General features: G+C 42.8%; 23 protein-coding genes and 1 riboswitch. Of the genes, 2 read left to right on the forward strand and 21 right to left on the reverse strand.

Annotation, left to right across the window (positions count from 1 at the left end):
• Nucleotides 1–49 precede the first annotated feature (49 nt).
• From racE to CKW02_RS13075, 5 genes are all read right to left on the reverse strand, one after another.
• Entirely contained in the window at nt 50–868 is an 819-nt protein-coding gene (racE, locus tag CKW02_RS13055) for a glutamate racemase (RefSeq protein WP_095117850.1), read from the reverse strand.
• 7 nt (nt 869–875) lie between these two features.
• Complete coding sequence (locus tag CKW02_RS13060; RefSeq protein WP_003216546.1) at nt 876–1,316, reverse strand: MarR family winged helix-turn-helix transcriptional regulator; 441 nt, start codon at nt 1,314–1,316, stop codon at nt 876–878.
• Nucleotides 1,317–1,465: 149 nt separating this feature from the next.
• Nucleotides 1,466–1,690: a spore germination transcription factor GerE gene (gerE, locus tag CKW02_RS13065; protein ID WP_003184172.1), complete on the reverse strand. Its 225-nt coding sequence runs from the start codon at nt 1,688–1,690 to the stop codon at nt 1,466–1,468.
• 205 nt (nt 1,691–1,895) lie between these two features.
• Nucleotides 1,896–3,212, reverse strand: a complete 1,317-nt coding sequence (locus CKW02_RS13070; RefSeq protein ID WP_034620662.1) for a CitMHS family transporter — start codon at nt 3,210–3,212, stop codon at nt 1,896–1,898.
• A 153-nt stretch (nt 3,213–3,365) separates the two neighbouring features.
• Complete coding sequence (locus tag CKW02_RS13075) at nt 3,366–4,226, reverse strand: LysR family transcriptional regulator (protein ID WP_003216318.1); 861 nt, start codon at nt 4,224–4,226, stop codon at nt 3,366–3,368.
• A gap of 135 nt (nt 4,227–4,361) precedes the next feature.
• On the opposite strand from CKW02_RS13075, the gene CKW02_RS13080 reads away from it, so the two are divergent.
• A complete protein-coding gene (locus CKW02_RS13080; RefSeq protein WP_003216772.1) occupies nt 4,362–5,492 on the forward strand; it encodes a 2-methylaconitate cis-trans isomerase PrpF family protein in 1,131 nt (376 codons plus the stop codon).
• Between the two features lie 26 nt (nt 5,493–5,518).
• Here the strand turns inward: CKW02_RS13080 and CKW02_RS13085 are convergent, their stop codons facing one another.
• The 5 genes from CKW02_RS13085 to CKW02_RS13105 form a co-directional block, all read right to left on the reverse strand.
• Nucleotides 5,519–6,238 carry a biotin--[acetyl-CoA-carboxylase] ligase gene (locus tag CKW02_RS13085; protein ID WP_034620606.1) on the reverse strand — a complete coding sequence of 240 codons (720 nt, stop codon included), beginning with the start codon at nt 6,236–6,238 and terminating at the stop codon, nt 5,519–5,521.
• A 78-nt stretch (nt 6,239–6,316) separates the two neighbouring features.
• Nucleotides 6,317–6,778, reverse strand: coding sequence for an acyl-CoA thioesterase (locus CKW02_RS13090; protein ID WP_003216642.1), 462 nt, complete (start codon nt 6,776–6,778; stop codon nt 6,317–6,319).
• Nucleotides 6,779–6,899: 121 nt separating this feature from the next.
• Nucleotides 6,900–7,664 (reverse strand): succinate dehydrogenase iron-sulfur subunit, encoded by a 765-nt coding sequence (sdhB, locus tag CKW02_RS13095; RefSeq protein ID WP_003216443.1) that lies wholly within the window; start codon nt 7,662–7,664, stop codon nt 6,900–6,902.
• A 1-nt stretch (nt 7,665) separates the two neighbouring features.
• On the reverse strand, nt 7,666–9,426 hold the full coding sequence (sdhA, locus tag CKW02_RS13100) for a succinate dehydrogenase flavoprotein subunit (protein WP_003216403.1): 1,761 nt from the start codon (nt 9,424–9,426) through the stop codon (nt 7,666–7,668).
• A 37-nt stretch (nt 9,427–9,463) separates the two neighbouring features.
• Entirely contained in the window at nt 9,464–10,072 is a 609-nt protein-coding gene (locus tag CKW02_RS13105; RefSeq protein WP_003216544.1) for a succinate dehydrogenase cytochrome b558 subunit, read from the reverse strand.
• Nucleotides 10,073–10,352: 280 nt separating this feature from the next.
• On the opposite strand from CKW02_RS13105, the gene CKW02_RS13110 reads away from it, so the two are divergent.
• On the forward strand, nt 10,353–10,796 hold the full coding sequence (locus tag CKW02_RS13110; RefSeq protein ID WP_003216293.1) for a YslB family protein: 444 nt from the start codon (nt 10,353–10,355) through the stop codon (nt 10,794–10,796).
• A gap of 165 nt (nt 10,797–10,961) precedes the next feature.
• Here the strand turns inward: CKW02_RS13110 and CKW02_RS13115 are convergent, their stop codons facing one another.
• From CKW02_RS13115 to CKW02_RS13165, 11 genes are all read right to left on the reverse strand, one after another.
• Nucleotides 10,962–12,191, reverse strand: coding sequence for an aspartate kinase (locus CKW02_RS13115; protein WP_003216445.1), 1,230 nt, complete (start codon nt 12,189–12,191; stop codon nt 10,962–10,964).
• A 140-nt stretch (nt 12,192–12,331) separates the two neighbouring features.
• A riboswitch (Lysine riboswitch) is annotated at nt 12,332–12,509 on the reverse strand.
• A gap of 63 nt (nt 12,510–12,572) precedes the next feature.
• Nucleotides 12,573–14,345: an excinuclease ABC subunit UvrC gene (uvrC, locus tag CKW02_RS13120; protein ID WP_003216379.1), complete on the reverse strand. Its 1,773-nt coding sequence runs from the start codon at nt 14,343–14,345 to the stop codon at nt 12,573–12,575.
• A gap of 139 nt (nt 14,346–14,484) precedes the next feature.
• Complete coding sequence (gene trxA, locus CKW02_RS13125) at nt 14,485–14,799, reverse strand: thioredoxin (protein WP_003216330.1); 315 nt, start codon at nt 14,797–14,799, stop codon at nt 14,485–14,487.
• Between the two features lie 245 nt (nt 14,800–15,044).
• Nucleotides 15,045–16,523, reverse strand: a complete 1,479-nt coding sequence (locus CKW02_RS13130; RefSeq protein WP_003216522.1) for an alpha-N-arabinofuranosidase — start codon at nt 16,521–16,523, stop codon at nt 15,045–15,047.
• 75 nt (nt 16,524–16,598) lie between these two features.
• Nucleotides 16,599–17,576, reverse strand: coding sequence for an electron transfer flavoprotein subunit alpha/FixB family protein (locus CKW02_RS13135; protein ID WP_003216494.1), 978 nt, complete (start codon nt 17,574–17,576; stop codon nt 16,599–16,601).
• Nucleotides 17,577–17,620: 44 nt separating this feature from the next.
• The gene (locus CKW02_RS13140) at nt 17,621–18,394 is read right to left on the reverse strand and encodes an electron transfer flavoprotein subunit beta/FixA family protein (RefSeq protein ID WP_003216278.1); all 774 of its coding nucleotides are present in this window, start codon (nt 18,392–18,394) and stop codon (nt 17,621–17,623) included.
• A 31-nt stretch (nt 18,395–18,425) separates the two neighbouring features.
• Nucleotides 18,426–19,205 carry an enoyl-CoA hydratase gene (locus CKW02_RS13145; RefSeq protein WP_003216795.1) on the reverse strand — a complete coding sequence of 260 codons (780 nt, stop codon included), beginning with the start codon at nt 19,203–19,205 and terminating at the stop codon, nt 18,426–18,428.
• Between the two features lie 26 nt (nt 19,206–19,231).
• Complete coding sequence (locus CKW02_RS13150; protein ID WP_003216590.1) at nt 19,232–19,816, reverse strand: fatty acid metabolism transcriptional regulator FadR; 585 nt, start codon at nt 19,814–19,816, stop codon at nt 19,232–19,234.
• Nucleotides 19,817–19,983: 167 nt separating this feature from the next.
• Complete coding sequence (locus CKW02_RS13155) at nt 19,984–21,705, reverse strand: AMP-binding protein (RefSeq protein WP_003216454.1); 1,722 nt, start codon at nt 21,703–21,705, stop codon at nt 19,984–19,986.
• A gap of 101 nt (nt 21,706–21,806) precedes the next feature.
• Complete coding sequence (locus CKW02_RS13160; protein WP_003216699.1) at nt 21,807–22,262, reverse strand: immunity 63 family protein; 456 nt, start codon at nt 22,260–22,262, stop codon at nt 21,807–21,809.
• A 163-nt stretch (nt 22,263–22,425) separates the two neighbouring features.
• The gene (locus tag CKW02_RS13165) at nt 22,426–22,830 is read right to left on the reverse strand and encodes a DUF350 domain-containing protein (protein ID WP_003216817.1); all 405 of its coding nucleotides are present in this window, start codon (nt 22,828–22,830) and stop codon (nt 22,426–22,428) included.
• Nucleotides 22,831–22,835 lie beyond the last annotated feature (5 nt).

A 22,835-nucleotide genomic window follows, 5' to 3' on the forward strand; every position in this document is an offset into this window, starting at 1 on the left:
GGATTAGACCCTTTTCATAAAAAAATAACCCACTTCAAATAGAAGGGGGTTATTGCTGATAGACATGTTCGAGTGATACGGTTTCGACCTTCCCTGGCAGGTAGCCAAACCAGTCACGAGCGATGTTTTCAAAATTTTGCTGCTGCCCTGTTGTATAGAATGTATGAACAGGCGCTTCTTTAGAGGTATTTAACAGCCCTTTATAGGAAAGAATCGTACTTGCTTCTCTCGCTGTCTCGTCCCCTGATGAAATGATGCTCACATCACTGCCCATAAAGCGCTGAATCGACTCTTTTAAAATCGGATAGTGTGTGCAGCCAAGAATGAGTGTATCAATTCCTGTTTCTTTCATCGGTTCAAGGGAATCTTTCACCACTTCATCTGCTGTCTGATCTAAAAATGTACCGCTTTCCACAAAGGGAACAAGCAGCGGACATGCCAGACTTTGAACCGCTAGTCCTGCTTTTAGGGATAGCAAAGCTTCTTTGTATGCCTCGCTTTTGATCGTATTGGCTGTACCAATGACACCAATCTGCTGATTGTTTGTCACCTTGATGGCTGTGCGGGCGCCGGGCTGAATCACGCCAATGACCGGAATATCAAGCGTTCCTTTGATTTCATCTAGTGCGATCGCCGTCGCTGTGTTGCATGCGATGACGAGCATTTTAATATGATGATGTCTTAATAAGTAGTGTGCCATTTCCCAAGTATATTGAAGAACCTCTTCTTCTTTCCGAGGGCCATACGGGCACCGTTTTGTATCGCCTACGTAAATGATTTTTTCTTTTGGCAGTTGTCTCATGATTTCCTTTGCAACGGTTAAACCGCCGACGCCGGAATCAATGACGCCAATTGGTTGATCCAACAAAATCGCCTCATTTTCTTTTCATTTGCTGCTGTAGTTTCGTTAAGGATTGATTGAAAACGATGGCTTCTTCTTCTGAGAAAGCCCCTAGAAGTTCACTGACGTATTCTTGGCGTTTAACAATCACTTCTTGAATGATCCGCTCGCCTTCAGGCAATAAATGAATGCGAACCACGCGGCGGTCAGAAGGATCTTTTACTCGTTCGACAAGTTCACTTTTTTCCATTCGATCAATTAAGTCGGTGGTTGTACTGCAAGCCAAATACATCTTTTGTGATAGCTCACCTATTGTCATATCTCCGAATTCATAAAGCCACTGAAGCCCTACAAATTGAGGAGGTGTAATCGTATATTGATTCAGGATTTCTCTGCCTTTTTGCTTAATAATTGCAGCAATATGGCGCAATGATTTTTCAATCTCTGCTACATGGTCGAACTCATTCGTTTCCATTTCATTGATACCTCACTATAGCATCTCACTTTGATTAAAACGTACATTCCTATTTTCCTCGTTTTTCAGTGAAAATGCAAGAAGAGACTCATGGAAACCATATAGAAATAACCGGTTCCTCCCTTGTATGGAAGGAAAACCGGCTGACTTTAGAGCTCTAGCTCACCCATACGCAGAAGCTCGACTACGGCCTGTGAACGACCTTTGACTCCTAGCTTTTGCATGGCATTCGAAATATGATTTCGAACAGTCTTTTCGCTAATAAAAAGCTCGCTTGCAATTTCTTTTGTTGTTTTATCTTGGACGAGCAATTCGAATACTTCTCTTTCTCTTTTGGTTAATAGCGGCTTGGATTGAAACTCTTTCTCCTTCAAGTATTGTAACCCTCCTTGCTAAGGTGAGAGCTCTAGTCTCTATAGAATGGGATTCTGTATAGTCGAGATATCATATGCCGGTTGCTCGAGGTAGGTGACGTTAAAATCGAGAATTCCCGCATATGAGCGTCCATTTTGTGCGTTTTTATCCGCACAAAAAAGGACGAGTCTCCTACCTGAGACATCGTCCTTTTCATACACATATTTAAAAGATAGAAATGGCACCTGTCAACAAAGCGATCAATGTTGTAAAAAGGGCAGTTAACACGGTCCATAGCAGTGCATATTTTTGCAAATCACCAATATCTTTGTTCAGCATACTGACAAGAAGCAGCGTTGAAGCCACAAGAGGGCTCAGCAAGTGAACAGGCTGTCCTATAATAGAGGCACGTGCAATCTCCACCGGATCAATCCCGTATGCTGCACCGGCTTCAGCCAAGATTGGCAGCACCCCGAAATAGTAAGCATCATTTGAAAGAACAAATGTAAATGGCATACTCGTCAAAGCAACAATCAGCGGAAAAAATGAGCTGTAGGAATCCGGAATCATGTAAATGACCAAATTAGCAATGGACTCCACCATTTTTGTCCCTGAAAAAATGCCTGTGAAAATTCCAGCTGCAAACACAAGGGTAATGACCGTTAAGGCATTTCCTGCATGCGACAAAATTCTCTCGCGCTGATCTTCAACCTTTGGATAGTTGATCATGAGAGCGATGACAAATCCAATTAAGAAGAGAACTGGAATCGGTACGATATCTAAAACAAGTGTCGCCATCACCGCAATCGTCAAGAAGAAGTTCACCCAAATGAGGTTGGGTCTTTTCATGTCTTCTACTCCATCTTCGATTGACGCTGCCAATTCAGGGGAGATCGAGGTCTCTTCTTTGTACTGAATCTCTGCAACCCCAATTCGTTTCCGCTCTTTTTTTCCAAGCACATACGCAGTAAAAAGAATAAAAAGACCGCCTCCAACCATTGTTGGAATTAATGGAATAAAAAATTCACCAGCATCTAATCCAAGCGCCGCGATGGCACGGGTAGCCGGACCGCCCCAAGGCGTCATTCCGCTCATAATTCCTAAAGACAATAATGAAATCGTTCCTAAAATTAATGGGTTCATCCCAATTCTTAAGAAAAGTGGTAGCATTGCTGATACGGTAATCATATACGTTGTTGTTCCATCACCATCTAAAGCAACAAGCATAGACAAAATCGCTACCCCAAAAGCAATTTTGACAGGATCACCTTTTACAATACGTAAAATGAGTTTAATCAGAGGATCAAATAATCCAGCATCCAGCATGACACCAAAGAATAAAATCGCAAATAACAATAAAGCAGCTGATGGTGCAACAGTTTTCAGTCCATCAAGCATCATGTCCCCTAATCCTTTGTTAAAGCCACCGATCAATGCAAATATGATAGGTACAACGGTTAGAGCCACCACCGGATGCATACGTTTTGTCATAATGAGAAATGTAAATGTCAAGACCATCAAGATCCCTAAAATAGCTAGCACTTTATATCCCTCCATCCTCTTCTTTACATGATCTGCAAGCGCCCCCTTGCACTTGCGATCTATATGTTAGCGCTTTCTATTTCAAGGATATAATAGCTTTTTTCATAATGAAAATATTGATTTTTTCGTATATTCTATAAATTTCTTTTATAATCAGCCTTGCTGACTTCTTAAAAACTCAATGAATGCTTTCACAACAGATAAATGAAGAGAGTCTGGCTGGTACATAAGCCATGTATCTCTTAAAACAGGCTGTCCATCTTTATACGAAAGACCTTTTACAAATAGCTCATCACTTGGTCTGAGGCAAATTTCTGGGACAATGGCATAGCCTAAACCATGCTTGACCATCTCTTTTGATGTATCCTGGCGGTCTGTCTCCATCGTCACAAGTGGAGGCATGGTGAACGTTTCCTGCCACCATCTGTTAATCAATCGTTTTAATGAACTATCTGTATGATAGTCAATGAGCGGCAGATTTGGGAGGTCTTTCAGCTGGATTTCTGATTTTGAAATGATACAAAGCCGCTCTTTATCGAGCAAAAACCGCTCTCCATTCCAGTCGTAATCCCCTCTTAAAATCCCTAAATGGACACTTGATGTGCCTAATAAATCCATGACTTTTGTGCTCCAGCCTGTATTCACCATGAATTGAACATGTGGATACTGCTTAGAAAATTCTCTTAAAATTTCTGGGAGCTTATACTGAGCAAAGTTACTTGAGACCCCTAACCGGATTGTCCCTTTGACCTTTTTTTGCATATTCAGCATGCCATCTTTCGTTTGCTGAAGCTGTTTGAGCATGTCATTTGCATATGCAGCCAAGTACTCGCCTTCTGACGTAAATTCAATCCCTCGTTTTCTTTTGAAGAAAAGCTTCATATCGAACTCTTCTTCAAGCTGCTTCAACCGATAGCTTAAGGCAGGCTGAGAGACAAATAATTTTTCCGCCGCTTTTGTGATGTTCTTTTCTTCATAGAGCACCTTTAAAAACCGCCAGTCTTTCTCATCCATTGTGTGCCCTCCTTTTTCACTAGTTATAAAAAAAATTTATTGATTCATCTTAAAATAATGTATTTAACTTATTTCTTATTATACTTTACCATTTTGATTAGATAAACAGTTCATTAAAAATTGAGGGTGAGAGCAATGAGAAAAGTTCCAATCACAATCATGCGAGGCGGTACAAGTAAAGGGGTATTCATTCAAGCAAACAATGCACCATTTGAACACGATGAGCTCGAGGCATTCCTACTAGACATTATGGGCAGCCCTGACCGGTTGCAGGTCGATGGAATCGGCGGCGGTAATTCTTTAACAAGCAAAGTGGCCATTATCGATAAAGCCACACGTCCAGATGTGGATGTGAACTATACGTTTGCACAAGTCAGCATCAATGAGAGATATGTCGACTTTAAAGGGAACTGCGGGAATATCTCATCAGCGGTTGGACCATACGCCATCATTAAAGGACTTGTTCAAGCGGTTGAGCCCATTACGACTGTACGTATCCTCAATACCAACACAAATAAAGTCATTACAGCAGAGGTCGAAGTCGAAAATGGAGAAGTGAAATTTGAGGGACAGGCAGAAATTCCAGGAGTAAAAGGGACAGGTTCTCCCATTTATTTATCTTTTGAAAATCCTGAAGGCGCTGTGACAGGTAAAACCTTTCCGACTGGAAACAAAATTGATACGATTCAAACAAAGTTTGGAGAGATTCCCATCTCGATCGTTGACATTGCAAATCCCATTGCCTTTGTTCGTGCCAAAGATATTCAATTAAAAGGAACTGAATTGCCTGAAGAGTTTACAGACGAATTACTGGATGATTTAGAAGAAATTCGTTCCATCGCTGCTGAAATGTGTCACTTTGCACCAAAAGAAATGGCGACATTACAGTCTCCAGCTGTTCCAAAGCTTGCGCTCATTAGCGAGCCTGCTGATTATGTAGATACTAATGGAATCTTGAGAAGAGCAGCCGATATGGACATCATCGTTCGTATGCTATCGATGCAAAGACCGCACCAAGCACTTGCCATTACCGGCTCTGTCTGCGTGACAGCCAGCTGTTTCTTGGATGAAACGCTTCCGGCTCAGCTGTTTAAAGGGCAAGATGACACACTTCGTATTGGGCATCCTGCTGGTATTATGCAAACTGAAATTGACATCTCTCAAAACAGAGTCAAAGTCATTCGAACCGCAAGAGAAATTCTAGACGGGGTTGTCTTTACGAAACAAGATTATATTGTGCAGCCTCATATTAAAAGAGAAGCCTGAAGCAGACGAGAATACGTCTGCTTTTTTTAATGTTGAAGCGGGGCATCAATATCTCCGGCAGAATGAGCTTTGATCTGTCCTTTATCATCTTTTAGCTGAAGATGACCAAAGCGGTTAACGCCGTAGCAAATGCCTTCTTCCCATGTTTGTTTTTCACGATCTAACGAGATGCGAAGCGGCTTGTTGAGACGATATAACCGTTTATTATAAAGGGCAGTGAGTGCTTCAAACCCTTCATTCTGCCAGCGTGTATGGTATTTTTCAAAAGCCGCTGCCAGGTCTTTCACTAGCTGATCGGCTTTCACCTCTGTCATCTCTGATAAGCAAATGGTTTTGTATGGGACATGCTCCGGCTTCGTCTTTACATTGATGCCAACACCGATATAAATGGCGCTGCGGTCTGCTTCAATTAATGTGCCGGATACCTTTGCTTCATTAATGAGGATATCATTCGGCCATTTGATCGCCAGCTGATCGTCCGCTCTTATGAGTGGTTTCAGCACATCATAGATTGCTAGTGCTGTCAGCGGGGCGATCGTTGACTGGGTGGAGAGTTCTTCTGGCGGTAAGACTGTCATGGTTACCGCCACATTCCCTAAAGGTGTTTCCCACGGCCTGCCGAGTCTGCCTCTTCCTGCTGTCTGCTGGCGTGCATAGACAGCAAATGAGGGCTTTTCTCCTTGCTGCATAAGCCTTTTCGCTTCATTATTTGTACTATCAATGGTGTCATATTGAAAAATCTTCATATGTTCTCCTCTTGTTTCTTCTTGATATGATGCTTTCATTATAACAAAATGAAGCGTACACGTTGATGAGGCAGCATGCTACTCATTTCGCTGCGCCTGAAATGTCTCTTTTTCGTCTTCAGTAAATGGGACAGATGTGCCTGTGTCTTTACTAATTTGCACCATGGTGACTGAGCCTGTAAAGCATGGTTCCTGCTGCTCATTTTCTCCTAAATAATGAAGAATGAGTGAGCTTGAGCCTACCTTTTCCGGCTTGACATACACACGAAGCCTCTCTCCAATCTCTACCTGCTTGATGTAATCACATTGCAGGTTAGCGACGACTGTCATGGTTTCTCTCACACGTTTCATCCGTTTATCAACAATTCCTGTTTTTTGAAAAAAGGCAATGCGCGCCTCTTCAAAATACACAAAAGGGGTAACATTGTTCATATGGCCAAACATATCCGTTTCTGAAAAACGAACGGTCGTTTCGACATAAAATCGAAAGGATGCCCTCCACTCTTCAAACGGTTCTTCAATATATGACGGCAATCTCACTTGACCATCTCCTTATTTGGAAACAAAACGCCTCTCCCGTATTGGAAGAGGCGTTTGTTTATATGTTGCATCCAGCCTCTTAAACACTCATCATGATTGGCAAAGAGGACTGAATGTAATGTTATTCTGCGTGATCGCTTCCGAAGAAGTTACGGAATGCTTGTAAAGTTGTATCTCGGTTAAGTGCAGCAATTGACGTTGTCAGCGGGATTCCTTTCGGACAAGACTGCACACAGTTTTGGGAGTTCCCGCAGTTCGCAAGACCACCGTCCCCCATAATTTCTTCAAGACGGTCAGACTTATTCATCGCACCTGTCGGATGTGCGTTAAATAGACGAACTTGCGAAAGCGGTGCAGGTCCCATAAAGGAAGACTTATCATTCACGTTTGGACAAGCTTCAAGGCAGACACCACATGTCATACATTTAGAAAGCTCGTATGCCCATTGACGTTTTTTCTCAGGCATTCTTGGTCCAGGACCAAGGTCATACGTGCCATCGATCGGTACCCATGCTTTCACCTTTTTCAAGGAATTGAACATCCGGCTTCTATCAACCTGCAAATCTCTCACAACCGGGAATGTCTTCATCGGCTGAAGACGAATCGGCTGGTCTAACTTGTCAATCAAGGCTGTACATGATTGGCGCGGCTTTCCATTAATGACCATAGAACAAGCTCCGCACACCTCTTCAAGACAGTTCATATCCCAGTTGATCGCCGTTGTTTTTTTCCCTTGTTTATTGACCGGGTTCCGTCTAATTTCCATGAGTGCGGAAATGACGTTCATATTTGGGCGGTAAGGGATTTCGAATTCTTCATCATAAGGCTTTCCATCTGCTGTATCTTGACGTGTGATTATGAATTGAATCGTGTTTTTTTCACTCATCTTATTTCTCCACCTTTTTCTTCGAGTAATCTCGTTTACGAGGTGCAATTAACGATACATCGACGTCCTCATAGTGGAATGCAGGCTTTTGATTTTTTCCTTTGAACGTAGCCATCGTTGTTTTTAGGAACTCTTCATCGTTTCTCTCTGGGAAGTCCGGTTTGTAGTGTGCGCCTCGGCTTTCATTTCGGTTGTAAGCCCCGATCGTAATGACTCTTGCCAGCTGAAGCATGTTGTCAAGCTGACGTGTGAAGGCAGCGCCTTGGTTGCTCCATGAAGCTGTATCATTGATGTTGATCTGCTTGTAGCGCTCCATTAGTTCTTCGATCTTCTGATCTGTTTTTAAGAGTTTGTCATTGTAACGAACAACTGTGACGTTATCCGTCATCCATTCTCCAAGCTCTTTATGAAGCACGTACGCATTTTCTGTTCCGTCCATGCCGAGGATGTTGTCCCATTTCTCCTGCTCTTTCTTCACAGCGCTGTCAAATGTTGCAGAAGATAGGTCTTCCGCAGACTTTTCAAGACCACTAATGTACTTCACAGCATTTGGTCCAGCGACCATTCCGCCGTAAATGGCTGAAAGCAGTGAGTTTGCACCAAGTCTGTTTCCGCCGTGCATAGAGTAATCACATTCTCCGGCAGCGAATAGACCTTTGATATTTGTCATTTGATCATAATCAACCCATAATCCGCCCATTGAGTAATGAACAGCAGGGAAAATTTTCATTGGAAGCTTACGAGGGTCATCACCCATGAATTTTTCATAGATTTCAATGATGCCGCCAAGTTTAATATCAAGTTCTTTTGGATCTTTATGAGAAAGATCGAGATATACCATGTTCTCTCCGTTGATGCCAAGCTTTTGCTCGACACATACGTCAAAGATCTCACGTGTTGCAATATCACGCGGTACAAGGTTTCCGTATGCTGGATATTTTTCTTCTAGGAAGTACCAAGGCTTCCCGTCTTTATATGTCCAAACACGTCCGCCTTCACCACGAGCCGATTCACTCATGAGACGAAGCTTGTCATCTCCAGGGATCGCTGTTGGGTGAATTTGAATGAATTCTCCATTTGCGTAATGAGCCCCTTGCTGATAGACGATAGATGCAGCAGATCCAGTGTTAATCATGGAGTTCGTTGATTTTCCGAACACGATTCCAGGACCGCCTGTTGCCATGATCACTGCATCTGAACGGAAGGATTCAATTTCCATTGTTGTTAAGTTCTGCGCGACAATGCCTCGGCATACTTCCTCGTCATCTAACACAGCGCCAAGGAATTCCCAGCCTTCATATTTCGTGACAAGCCCCGCTACTTCATAGCGGCGAACCTGCTCATCAAGTGCATATAATAGCTGCTGGCCTGTTGTAGCCCCAGCAAATGCTGTACGGTGGTGCTGTGTTCCCCCGAAGCGGCGGAAGTCCAATAATCCCTCTGGTGTTCTGTTAAACATCACACCCATCCGATCAAGTAAATGGATAATGGACGGCGCTGCTTCACACATTGCCTTAACTGGCGGCTGGTTGGCTAAGAAGTCTCCGCCATACACCGTGTCGTCAAAATGCTCATAAGGTGAATCCCCTTCACCTTTTGTATTCACCGCTCCGTTGATTCCGCCCTGTGCACATACAGAATGCGAACGTTTTACAGGTACGATTGAAAATAGTTTAACAGCTGTTCCCGCTTCTGCTGCTTTAATAGTTGCCATGAGACCAGCTAAGCCGCCTCCGACAACGATGATGCTAGAATTACTCATTGTAGCCCCTCTCCCTCTTCTACTAATCTATTTCCTCTTAAACAAAAGCGAAAATTGCTCTTAGCCCTACATATGAAAGCGCTATAAATATACCTAATGTCACATATGTGGAGATTCTTTGTGAGCGTGGTGAAACAGTAATTCCCCAGCTGACAGCAAATGACCACAAGCCATTAGCAAAGTGGAAAATAGTAGATAAAACGCCGACAATATAGAAGCCTAGCATAAATGGAGAGCTTAAAATATTCGCCATCATGTCATAGTTCACTTCAGCTCCAAGCTGAGCTTGAATTCGTGTTTCCCATACGTGCCAAGTGACAAAAATCAATGTGATGATACCTGAAACCCTTTGCAGTCTAAACAACCAGTTTCTTAAGTAACTGAAGCGAGACGTGTTGTTTTGTGCCGTAAAGGCTATGTACACCCCATAAACAGCATGATAGATCAGTGGTAAGAAAATCACGAACAGCTCAAGTGCATATCTGAATGGAAGCTGTTCCATAAAGTGTGCAGCTTTGTTAAACGCCTCTGGTCCATTCGTCGCAAAGTGGTTAATCACTAAGTGCTGAATTAAAAATAGACCGACCGGAATGACGCCAAGCAAAGAATGCAATCTCCGATAAAAAAATTCTTTGTTCCCCGACATTACTTTACCCCCTAGTAAAAAGTGCAATTGCTGAAAATTGTCTTACCCCCGCTTCTTTCAATTGTAAGCACTTTATTCAAATTTATTGACAATTTCATTTTACTCCTATGTCAAAAAAGCGTCAAGAAACCGCGTACATAAATTAAAATTTTCCGAAATTTAAAAGTTTTAAATCAAAATTCGTTTTACTACAATAAGAATTTCTTAGACTTCAGGGAAAACTCTGTCATCATATGCTCACATAAGCTATAATAAATTGTTGAAAGAGGGGAGCCGTACAATGAATAAATTCGAATCTAACTTAGAACAGCTAAAAGAAATTGAAGTCAATGGATTTGCCTACGAGCTGATACGCGAAGTTCTGCTGCCTGATATTTTGGGTCAGGATCATTCATCTATGATGTATTTTGCGGGTAAGCTGCTTGCTCGTAAATTCCCTCAAGAGTCATGGGAGAAAATCCCCGAATTTTTCCATGATGCCGGATGGGGAACTCTCACGATGGTCCATTCGAAAAAACAGGAAATTGAGTTTGAGCTCGAAGGACCACTTGTATCAAATCGACTTACCTATCAAAAGGAGCCATGCTTTCAGATGGAAGCAGGTTTTATTGCTGAACAAATCCAGCTTCTGAACGAGCACGTGGCTGAATCTTATGAACAAGTGAAAAAGCGTGCTGATAAAGTCATTTTAACCGTTAAATGGGATTTAAGAGACCCTAGCTAACACTCTTTATGAAAGGCGCGGACTTTAGGTCACGCCTTTTTTGTTTGCCTTCTTCTATCATAGCATACTTAGTGAATGGGTTTACGTACGTTTTCCTTTCTAGTATGGGGGTTTCGGATATAAAAAAGAGGTGCACTCTTTTAAGAGATACACCTCCCTGCCTGTTTAAGAATGGGCAGCTACCTTTGATAAATCAAACGCATCGTGCAACGCTTCAACTGCTTTGACCATATCGTCACGGCCAACCACTGTTGAGACTTTGATTTCAGACGTACTGACCATTTTCACTTGTATGTCTTTTTCCGCTAACACAGCGAACATTTCAGCGGCTACGCCTGGATTTGAAACCATACCAGATCCAACGATAGATACTTTGGCTAATTTGCTTTCTGTCTCGATCTGTTCGTAGCCAAGTGCTCCTTTATATTCTTCTAACACTTCAACTGTTTTAGACAAATCATCCGTTTTCACAGAGAAAGAGATCGACGTCTGATTGGTGCTTGTGACGGACTGAATGATGATATCCACATTGATATTTTGCTTCGCAAGTGTCGTAAAGATGGTCGACAATGTGGTGAGACCGCTTGAAAGACCGCACACCGTCACGCGTGTAATCTGATCCTCAAATGCAATGCCTCTGACGACTAAATTTTGTTCCATGGATGATTCCTCCTCAATTAACGTACCCGATTCATTTTCAATACTAGAACGGACTTCTAGTGGGACTTGATAATTTTTCGCAAATTCGACAGCTCTCGGATGCAAGACACCAGCTCCTAAATTAGCCAGTTCGAGCATCTCATCGTATGAAATACCTGCAAGCTTCCGCGCGGCCGGTACATAGCGCGGATCTGTCGTAAATACTCCTGGTACATCTGTGTAAATATCACATTTATCCGCTTTTAGTGCGGCAGCAAGTGCTACAGCCGTCGTATCTGATCCACCGCGTCCAAGTGTTGTAATATGCAGGTCATCTGCAATTCCTTGGAAGCCTGCTACAACCACTACTTTTCCTGCACTTAATTCCTCTTTTATTCTTGATTCATCAATATCGACGATTCTTGCGTTACCGTGTACCTGCTCTGTTTTCATACCAGCCTGCCAGCCTGTAAAGGAAATCGCATCATAGCCTTTTGCTTGCAGCGCCATCGTTAATAAGGAAATGGTCACTTGCTCTCCAGTTGCGAGCAGCATATCCATTTCTCTTTTTCTCGGATGATCTGTGAGTTCTTTCGCTAGGTCTACTAGAACATCCGTTGATTTCCCCATTGCCGACACAACCACAACCACATCATGTCCGGCCTCGCGTTCAGCGATGACCCTTTCTGCAGCATTGCGAATTTTTTCTGTCGATCCAACAGACGTTCCGCCAAATTTTTGTACAATTAGTCCCATGTCTACCACCCTTTTTCAAAAGATCACGTGTGAGAGAAGAGGCAAGAAGCGGCTTTGGAGACTGCCTGCTCACTGCAAATAAAAAAGCAATGAGAGAACAGATCTCCCATTGCTTTATAATCATCATCAAACGATGCAAACAATGAGATAGCCCTCCAAGAAATACATTCTTGACAGCCCTACATTTCTTCAATGTACAGCCAGCGAATAAAATGAGTGGATTTTATTCACTTCGGCGACGCTCCCCTTTCAGCCCTCTTCCTAGATCCCATCGATCTCTGAAGGCTTACTCTTGAAGTTCGCACCTCTATCTTCAACAAACAACACGTTCATTTATTAAATTTAGTCACAATCTTAACAGACTTTTGGAAAAAGTACAATCTATTTTTTTAAAGCTTCCATTAAAAGCTCGGCCGTTTGTTTCGGGATACCAGCCTCCTGAAAGTCTTGGATAGAGGCTTCTTTCATCTTTTTCACAGAGCCAAAATGTTTAAGAAGCTGTTTTTTACGCTTTTCTCCGATACCTGGCACATCGTCTAAAATAGATTGAAATGCATTTTTTCCGCGCAGCTGCCGGTGAAAGCTAATCGCGAACCGGTGCACTTCATCTTGAATACGCTGCAATAAATAGAAGGCCTGGCTATTTCGCTCTAGTGCAACAATTTCCAGTGTATCGCCCATCATCAGATTCGACGTCCGGTGCTTTTCATCTTTGACTAGACCTGCTACTGGAACAGACAGATTCAATTCATTTTCAAGCACATCTATCGCTGCATTGATCTGTCCCTTTCCTCCGTCAATTAAAATCAAATCTGGTAGCGGGAGCTCATCCTTTAACACGCGGGTATATCGCCTTCTAATGACTTCACGCATCGATGCATAATCATCTGGACCTGTGACGGTTTTAATTTTGTATTTTCGGTATTCCTTTTTATACGGCTTCCCGTCCTGAAAGACGACCATGGCAGAAACCGGGTCTGCACCTTGAATATTCGAGTTATCAAATGCCTCAATCCGGTAAGGCATATAAATATTTAGTGCATCTCCAAGCTGCTTCACTGCACCAATGGACCGCTCTTCATCACGCTCAATGAGCGAAAATTTTTCTTTTAAGGCAATTTTGGCATTTTGATGGGCAAGTAAAAGCAAATCCTTTTTCTTTCCTTTTTTCGGCTGATGAACGTTCGTCTCAAGCAATTGTTCAATCATCTCTTGATCTACGCTATCTGGCACCAAAATTTCCTTCGGCAGAAAGTGGTTGTTCTTTGCATAAAATTGTCCCATAAATGTGAGAAACTCTTCCTCAGGGTCTTGATACATAGGAAACAGGCTGACATCACGTTCAATCAATTTCCCTTGCCTGATGAAGAAGACCTGGACACACATCCAGCCCTTGTCATAGGCATATGCAAAAACATCTCGATCTGATAAATCGCTCATCGTCATTTTCTGCTTTTCCATCGTAGAGTCGATATACGCGATTTGGTCTCTCAGTTCTTTTGCCCGTTCGAACTCTAATTGTTCGGCGGCTTCATTCATCTTTTCGGTGAGTTCTTTTTTGATTTGCTGATGTCCTCCGTTTAGAAACCTTATGATTTCGTCCACGAGCTGCTTATTCGTTTCTTCAGAAATGTCATACACACATGGCGCGAGACATTGTCCAAGATGATAATATAAACAGACGCGATCAGGGAGGGTGGCACATTTTCTGAGAGGATATAAACGGTCGAGCAGTTTTTTCGTTTCACGTGCTGCCTGTACGTTCGGGTATGGTCCGAAATATTTCCCTTTGTCCTTTTTCACATGACGGGTGACGATCAGCTTAGGATGCCGTTCATTCGTAATTTTAATAAAAGGATACGTTTTGTCATCCTTGAGCATGACATTGTATTTTGGGTCGTATTTTTTGATTAAATTTAGCTCTAAAATGAGTGCCTCGATATTAGAAGAGGTGACAATGTATTCAAAGTCCTCAATTTCACTGACAAGCCGCTGCGTTTTGGCGTCATGAGATCCAGTGAAATAAGAGCGTACTCTATTTTTTAAGACCTTTGCCTTCCCCACATAAATGACTGTATTTTGCCGATCTTTCATTAAATAGCAGCCTGGTTGATCTGGCAAGACCGATAGCTTTTCTTTGATCAGTTTGTTCATCTTTTCATCCGTCCTTGTTTTCCTCTTTCACTCCTTCTAGTGTATCACGAACATTTGTTTTATACCATGTTGAAAGAAAAGCGGCTCTCGTCTTTACGAGAACCGCTTTAGTGAGTATGCCGATTGGGCATAGACAGGTTTATAGATGTTTGTTAACAAGCTCAGCAAGTGCTTCTTTTGGTTTGAAACCAACAGAAGTTTCTACCACTTCACCGTCTTTTAAAACAAGAAGTGTTGGGATACTCATCACGCCGTATTTACCAGCAGTTTCTTGGTTATCGTCTACATCAATTTTTACAATTTTCATTTTATCGCCCATTTCTTGATCAAGTTCTTCAAGAACTGGAGCAATCATTTTACAAGGTCCGCACCATGGTGCCCAAAAGTCCGCAATAACAACACCTTCTGCAGTTTCTTGTGAAAATGTTGCGTCAGTAGCTTTTACGATTGCCATTATTCATTCCTCCAATGTAAATTATGCTTTTTAGTATAGCATCTACCAATGTGACTTGCGAATGAAATGCTTACGAATCATTTTTTATGAAATGAATTAAAAAACAAACCGTACAATCGCACCAATGACAACAATTGCACCGATAATCATGAGAATCGTTCTAAGCATATAAATAACTCCCTTTCCGCTTCGTTTACAATGTATGATGCCCCAACATCCTGCTCATCAAACATCTAAATATGCGATCAAGCGAGATCAATCGTAACCATCACCACAGACATTGGCGGCAGCTCTATGCTCAACTCACCGGGTTTTACAGCAAATTGCTGAAACTCTGCTGGCTGGACAGCATGAGGATCATCAAATGTGTTGTGCGCATTCATGCGGTTTGCTGTCAGCACGCGGCCCGTGACTTTCGTTTCTGCATCCACACCTTCAATGGCAAGGGATACTTCGTTTTGTTCATGCGGATTCAGGTGACAGAAGCTAATATGCATCTTATCTGACGAACGCGAAGCTGACACACTAACCTGAGGTATTTTTTCTCCACTGCGTTCATAAAACGTTGACACGAACTCCACTTCAAGTGCTTCTTCCTCTTTATGCACTTGAAACATGTGAAACACATGATACGTAGGCGTCAGAAGCATCTTTTCGTCTTCCGTTAACACCATTGCTTGCAGAACATTGACCGTCTGGGCAATATTCGCCATATGAATCCGCTGGCAATGACGATGAAAGATATGAAAATGAAGGGCACAAACAAGTGCGTCTCTTAGTGTGTTTTGCTGATACAAAAACCCTGGATTTGTTCCTGGTTCTGGGTCATACCATGTCCCCCATTCATCAATGATCATCCCGATTCGCTTGTCTGGGTCATAACGATCCATGATCTCTCCATGATCCACGACAAGCCGTTCCATCTCATAGGCTTTTTTCAACGTAATAAACCATTCATCTTCATCAAATTCAGTCGCTGACCCTTTCTTCTCCCACGTACCAGGTACAGTGTAGTAATGCAAACTGAGTCCATCTATCCAAGGTGCGGCGCGCTCCATTAATACTTTTGTCCAATTCACATCATTTGAATTGGCTCCGCACGCAATTTTGTATATGGATTGACCTGCAAACTCTCTCACATACGTTTGATATCGTTTATATAAATCGGCATAGTATTCAGGCGTCATATTCCCGCCACAGCCCCAGCTTTCGTTTCCTACACCAACATAGGTCAAATCCCAAGGTTCTTGTTTTCCATTTTGAATGCGCCAATCAGACATAGGTGTTCCCTTTGGAAAGGTGATGTACTCGACCCAGTCTGCTAATTCTTGAACAGTCCCACTTCCCACATTTCCGCAAATATAAGGCTCACATTCAAGCAGCTCACACAATTTCATAAACTCATGTGTACCAAATGCATTGGATTCAACCGTACCACCCCAATGAGTGTTCACCATCGGCTTTCGTTCGCTGAGATCACCTACACCATTTGCCCAATGATACTCGTCTGCAAAGCAGCCGCCCGGCCACCTAAGCACCGGAATATGTAATGCTTGAAGGGCTTTTAGCACATCCGTACGAATCCCCTCAATATGATCGATCTCTGAATCTTTTCCGACCCAAATCCCATCATAAATCCCTCTTCCTAAATGCTCTTGAAAATGTCCATAGATGTGTTTAGAAATACGTCCGATCACGTCATTCACTTTTACTGTCCCCTTCACTTGTCAACCGCTCCTTTGTGTATTGATTACATACAAAAAAACCCAGAATACCTAGGCATTCTGAGTGTATGAGCGTTACGAGTGGATATTCATCTTTTTTAACTCTTCATTCAAAAGCGGTACCACTTCAAACAAGTCACCGACGATTCCGTAATCGGCAATTTTGAAGATCTCAGCTTCTGGGTCTTTGTTAATCGCCACAATGACTTTACTGTTAGACATCCCGGCTAAATGCTGAATCGCTCCTGATATCCCGCACGCAATATAGAGATCAGGTGTGACGACCTTGCCTGTTTGCCCAATTTGCAGGGCATAATCACAGTAGTCTGCGTCACAGGCACCACGCGAGGCACCGACTGCTGCGCCCAGCGTCTCAGCGAGTTCATTCAGCGGTTCAAACCCTTCCTTACTCTTGACCCCGCGTCCCCCGGCGACGATAACTTTTGCTTCAGATAAATCTACACCTTCTGACGTTTTTTTAATGACTTCCTTCACGATCGTTCGCAGGTTCTGAATATCGACAGAAACCGGTGTAATGTCTCCGCTGCGTGAGGCATCCCGCTCAAGAGGTGCCACGTTGTTCGGGCGTATGGTGGCCAAAAGCAGACGATCTGTTGAAATCACTTTTTCGAAGGCTTTTCCAGAGTAAATCGGTCTTGTGAAAACAAGATGTTCTCCGGTAACGCTTACATCAATCGCATCTGAAATTAAACCAGTCTGCAAGCGTGCAGCTATTTTCGGCGACAAGTCTTTTCCGATAGACGTATGGCCAAAGAGGACGGCATCTGGGTCAACCTGATCTAATATGGCTTGAAGTGCCTGCGCAAAACCATCTGACGTATAATATGAAAGGTGCGGATGCTCCACAATCATGACATGATCCGCTCCATAGTATAGCAGTTCATTCGCTTGGTCTTTGACGTCATCCCCTATTAACACGCCAATGACTTCACCGCCATCTGCCACTTGATGAGCGGCAGCAATCGCTTCAAATGTCACATTTCTTAATTTACCGTCACGACTTTCTCCAAGTACAACAACTTTTTTACTCATCTTTCAAGTTCCCCCTTGTTCTCGTGATATCGAAAAGTGGATGTTTAGATGACCTTTGCTTCATTTCTTAATAAATCTGTCAGTTCTTTGACTTGATCCTGAAGCTCACCGCTCAGCACCTTGCCACCCTCTTTTTTCTCCGGTAAGAAACGTTCAATTGTTTTGATTTTATATGGCACATCGTCTTCATCCAGATCTAAATCATCCAGTTCCAATTCTTCTAAAGGCTTTTTCTTTGCCTTCATAATGCCTGGTAATGATGGATAGCGAGGCTCATTGAGACCTTGCTGCGCAGTGACAACAAGCGGGAGCTCAGCAGAAATGACTTCCACATCACCTTCTGCATCTCGTTCAATCGAAGCAGAGCCGCCGTCAATTTGAATACTTGTAATCGTTGTGACATATGAAAACCCAAGTAATTCAGCAAGACGCGGGGCAACCTGTCCAGAGCCACCGTCAATCGCCACATTCCCTGCTAAAATCAAGGAAGCCTCTTTGTCTTTTAAATAATGGTAAAGAATCGTAGAAGCTGAATATTGATCCCACTCTTCTAAGTCGTCTTCCACATTTAATAAAACGGCTTGATCGCAGCCCATAGCAAGCGCTGTTCTCAGTTGCTTTTCCGCATCCTCACTGCCAACTGTCACAACGGTCACTTCTCCCACGTGCTCGTCGCGAAGCTGGATGGCTTCTTCTATGGCGTACTCGTCATAAGGATTAATAATGAACTCTGCTCCATCTTCTTGAATTGCACCAGACTGAATGGAAATCTTCTCTTCCGTGTCAAACGTACGCTTCATCAAAACAAATATATTCATCCATTTCTCCCCCTTGTTTCGTTTGAATCCTTTATTCCCCTTTAAAATTCGGTTTGCGCTTTTCGATAAAGGCTTGGATGCCTTCTTTGGCGTCATTCGATTGGAAAATCTCACCGAACTTTTTGGCTTCTAGCTTCATACCGCCATCATATGAATACAATTTTGTCGCATTCAATAAATCCAGCACATACTCGAGTGATTTTGGGCTTTTCGTTGCAAATTTTGACGCAAGTGTTTTGGCTGCTTCGAGCGCCTCTTCCTCTGTTTCTGCCAACTTTGAAACAAGTCCGCAGGCAAATGCTTCTTCACCTGTAATCGGTTCAGCTGTACCCATCATTTCCAGCGCTTTAGCAGAACCAACATAGCGCGGCAGGCGCTGCGTACCGCCGAATCCTGGAATGATGCCTAGGTTTAGTTCCGGCAGTCCAAGCTTCGCATCTTTTGTGGCGATTCGGATATCACAAGACATGGCAAGCTCAAGGCCCCCGCCTAATGCCGCTCCGTGAATTGAAGCAATGACCGGTTTTGGACATTGTTCAATCCGTTCAAAGACCTGTTGCCCTCTGTCTGCAAGGCTTGAATAGTCAGATTCTTCCTGTAACGTCGTAAATTCCTTAATATCAGCACCTGCTGAGAAAAATCTTCCTTCCCCGTGGATCACAATGGCTCTTACTTCTTCATTTTGTTCGAGCTGGTCAAACATGTCATTAAGCTCGGTGAGTAGCTGAGAAGATAAGGCGTTTGCTGGTGGATGCTGAATCGTGATAAGTGCTGTCTGTCCTTCATGATGTAAGGTGAGTATCTTTTCCATGTCAATCATCCTTTTTCAAAATGTCTTTAAGATTGATGTATTCCGTTTAAGAGTAGATCACGTACGTTTTCTGCGAGTGCAGGAAGATCATATTTTTGATCATTCATGACCCATGTTGTAGCGGTTTCATCAATGGTCCCAAATACCATTTGTCTCGCTAAGCGGACATCTAGATTTTGTCTGAATTCTCCTGTTTTCTTTCCTTCTGCTAATATCGACTCGAGCATATTTAAATACCCTTTCAGCACCTCATTGATTTTTTGCCGCAGCTCAAGGTTTGACTGCCTGAGTTCAAGCTGTGTCACAAGAGCCAAATGATGATTTTGCGCAAGCATACGAAAATGCTCCTCAATAAGCAGTAGAAGCTTTTCTTTCGCCGACGGTTTCTTTTGAATATCTGTTTCCATTCGTTCGATGAATTGTCCCATTTTTTCTTTGAACAATGAGATCAAAATATCCTCTTTATTTTTGAAATAAAGATAAATGGTTCCGTCTGCTACCCCTGCTTGTTTCGCAATTTTTGAAACTTGTGATTGGTGATAGCCGTTCTCTGCAATCACCACAACTGCTGCATCAATAATTTGCATGTACTTCGGTCTTTTCTGCTTCAATGTGCTTCGTCCCTTTCTGGATTGAATGAGTATTCATTCATAACTTTATGTTAAAAAGAAACGGGCGATTTGTCAAGTGATCTTCTTCTTTCTTTTCCACCTTTAGCATACCAGAGGAGGCGGTCAACATTCAAATCATCCGGCCGGTGGACCGGATGATGAAGCCGTTATGTTTTCGGTTGATCGGCAGGCGTTTCAGATGAAGAAGCGTGCTTTCTTTTTTCTTCTTCAATTAATACTCTGCGCAAAATCTTCCCGACGGCTGTTTTAGGCAGTGACTCTTTAAATTCATACACGCGCGGTACTTTAAATGAGGCAATTCTCGTCCTGACAAAGCGATCAAGTTCGTCCTCTGTTAAGTAGGCATCCTTTTTCGGTACAATAAATGCTTTCACTGTTTCTCCTCTGTACGGATCTGGAATACCTGCGACGACGACTTCTTGTACAAGCTCATGCTCATAAAGGGCTTCTTCGACTTCTCTTGGGTAAATATTATAGCCGCTCGCAATGATGACATCTTTTTTCCGGTCGACAATATAGAAAAAACCGTCCTCATCCATATACCCTATATCTCCGGTGAAAAACCAGCCATCTCGTAATACAGCCTCTGTCTCCTCTGGCTGATTCCAGTATCCTTTCATGATCTGGGGCCCTTTGACAATGATTTCTCCATGCTCATATGGTTCTTTGAAGCCTCCGGTTTCCTCGCAATAAATACCGGCATCTGTATTAGGCCACGGACAGCCAATGCTGCCTGTTTTGTTCGCTCCCCATAAAAAGTTAGAATGAGTGACGGGTGAGGTTTCTGAAAGTCCGTACCCCTCCACTAAGCGTCCTCCTGTTAATTTTTCAAAGCTTTGTTTGACTTCAACAGGAAGTGCCGCTGAGCCGCTTAGACATGCAGTGATGGACGATAGATCATACTTTTCAATGTTCGGATGATGCAGCAAGGCGATATACATGGTTGGTGCACCTGGAAAGAGCGTCGGCTTCTGTTTTTCAATCGTTTTGAGGGTATCAGCTGCGTCAAATCGCGGAAGTAGAATCATTGAATGCCCTTCTTTGACAGCAAGATTTAAGACGGTCGTCATTCCGTAGACATGAAAAAACGGAATGATGCCGAGGATGCGTTCTTTCCCCCTGGTCGTTTTATACATCCAGGAAGCGCACATTTCAGTATTCGCTAAAATATTTTCATGTGTGAGCATGACGCCTTTTGGTAACCCGGTCGTTCCGCCAGTATATTGCAAAACAGCGATATCCTCTTTCGGATCAAAGGCAAGTGCGGGTATCTGCTGTTCACCTTCCGATTCTTTCATAATCTGCGCGAAGTGATGAATGGTGTCATTTTTCTCCACTTGTATGACCATTTTATTTTTTCTTCTTTGCACAATAGGAAACAGTATGTTTTTCGGGAATGGTAAATAATCTTGTAGTTTGGTGACGATTAAGTGCTCCATACTTGTCAGCGCTTTCATTTTATAAGCCTTTGGATACAACAAATCTAGCGTGATCAGCACTTTGGCGCCGCTGTCTTCTATTTGATATTCCAGTTCTTTCTCCGTATAAAGCGGGTTTGTTTGAACAACGATGCCGCCTGCTATTAAAACAGCATAATAAGAAATGACCGATTGAGGACAGTTCGGCAGCATGATCGCTACTCTGTCGCCTTTTTTCACGCCAATTTTCAGCAGATGACTGGCTAGTTTCAATACGTCTTCTTGCAGCTGTTCATAGGTGATGTTCTTTCCTAGAAAATGAATGGCTGTATGCTCAGGTGCAGCCTCTGCGGAGCTGAATAAGTAAGATTGTAATGTTTCATTTGGGATGGTGAGTTCGTGGGGAATTTGATTCGGGTAATGCAGAAGCCAACGTTTATCTGACTGCATAAAAACCCTCCTTCCTGAACTTTCGTACTATTATATTATAGCAAACTTTTCCTTAGGGCAGTTTGCTTTTTTCTAATAGGGCTTGGTTCAATTGCATATGTTTACTTTTTCGCCGGTGTTTCGATAGAGGCTCTTTTTCCTTCATGATGCCACTGTTCATATAATCCACCGATTGCACGAAATGAGTCGTTGACTCTTTCTACGATCTGTTGATGGATACTAGGGTCATTCGGTAAATGCGTCTGGATGTTGTCGACTTGATACTTCCTCATCATGTCGATATAAACCGTGAGAAAAATCGTGTCTTCTAAAATCCAGTAAATGACTTCATCCGCCACTTTTGATCTTTTATGCAGCATTTGAATGCCTCGTTCATATTGAATGAGGATATAACCACTGGAATCGATTTGAATATAGGGACTCAAATCATCAAAAAATCCTGACGTTTGAAATGGACGTGCAATATACGGTTTGTATATGTCTCTTGGAAGGGCTGTCATTTGAAGACAAGTATCAATGCGCTTGATCAGTTCGTCTTTTTGCAGAATGTGCTTCATGTCATTCGCCGCCTTTGATGAGATAAAAGCTGCCAAGGGATTCCCTGACAGCTTTCTAACGCCTGTTTTTTTCATTTCACAAGAACAGATAAACGGCACCAATGACCGCAAAAGTGCAGGCAACTACGATTAATACTTTTGCTAGCTTTTCCATGTCGTCTCCTTAAATGCCGGCTGCTACTACGTAAGACAGCCCAACTGAAATGATGAGTGAAATAAACCCGACCGCTCTATTATCATTTTCAATCTCTTTGTCTACTTTAAAACGTGGTGTTAAAAATTCAAAAATGAAATAGCTGACAAGCAGCATCACAAAGCCGTATACGCCCCATCCAATCATTTGAAGAAGGGAATTGTGCTGAGCGATTGAATGCTGAAATACATTCGCAATCCCAAAGATTTTCCCGCCTGTTGCCATGGCAACGGCTAAGTTCCCCCGCTGAATCTCTTCCCAATTCTTATAGGAGGTGACGAGTTCAAAAACGGTTAGAAATAAGACGAGACACAGGACGGCCACGCTATAATAGGCGGCAATTTCCACAAGTTCATTTTCCCAAAAGGCTTTCATGCGTT

This window comes from Bacillus pumilus (genome assembly GCF_900186955.1).
GTDB lineage: Bacteria > Bacillota > Bacilli > Bacillales > Bacillaceae > Bacillus > Bacillus pumilus.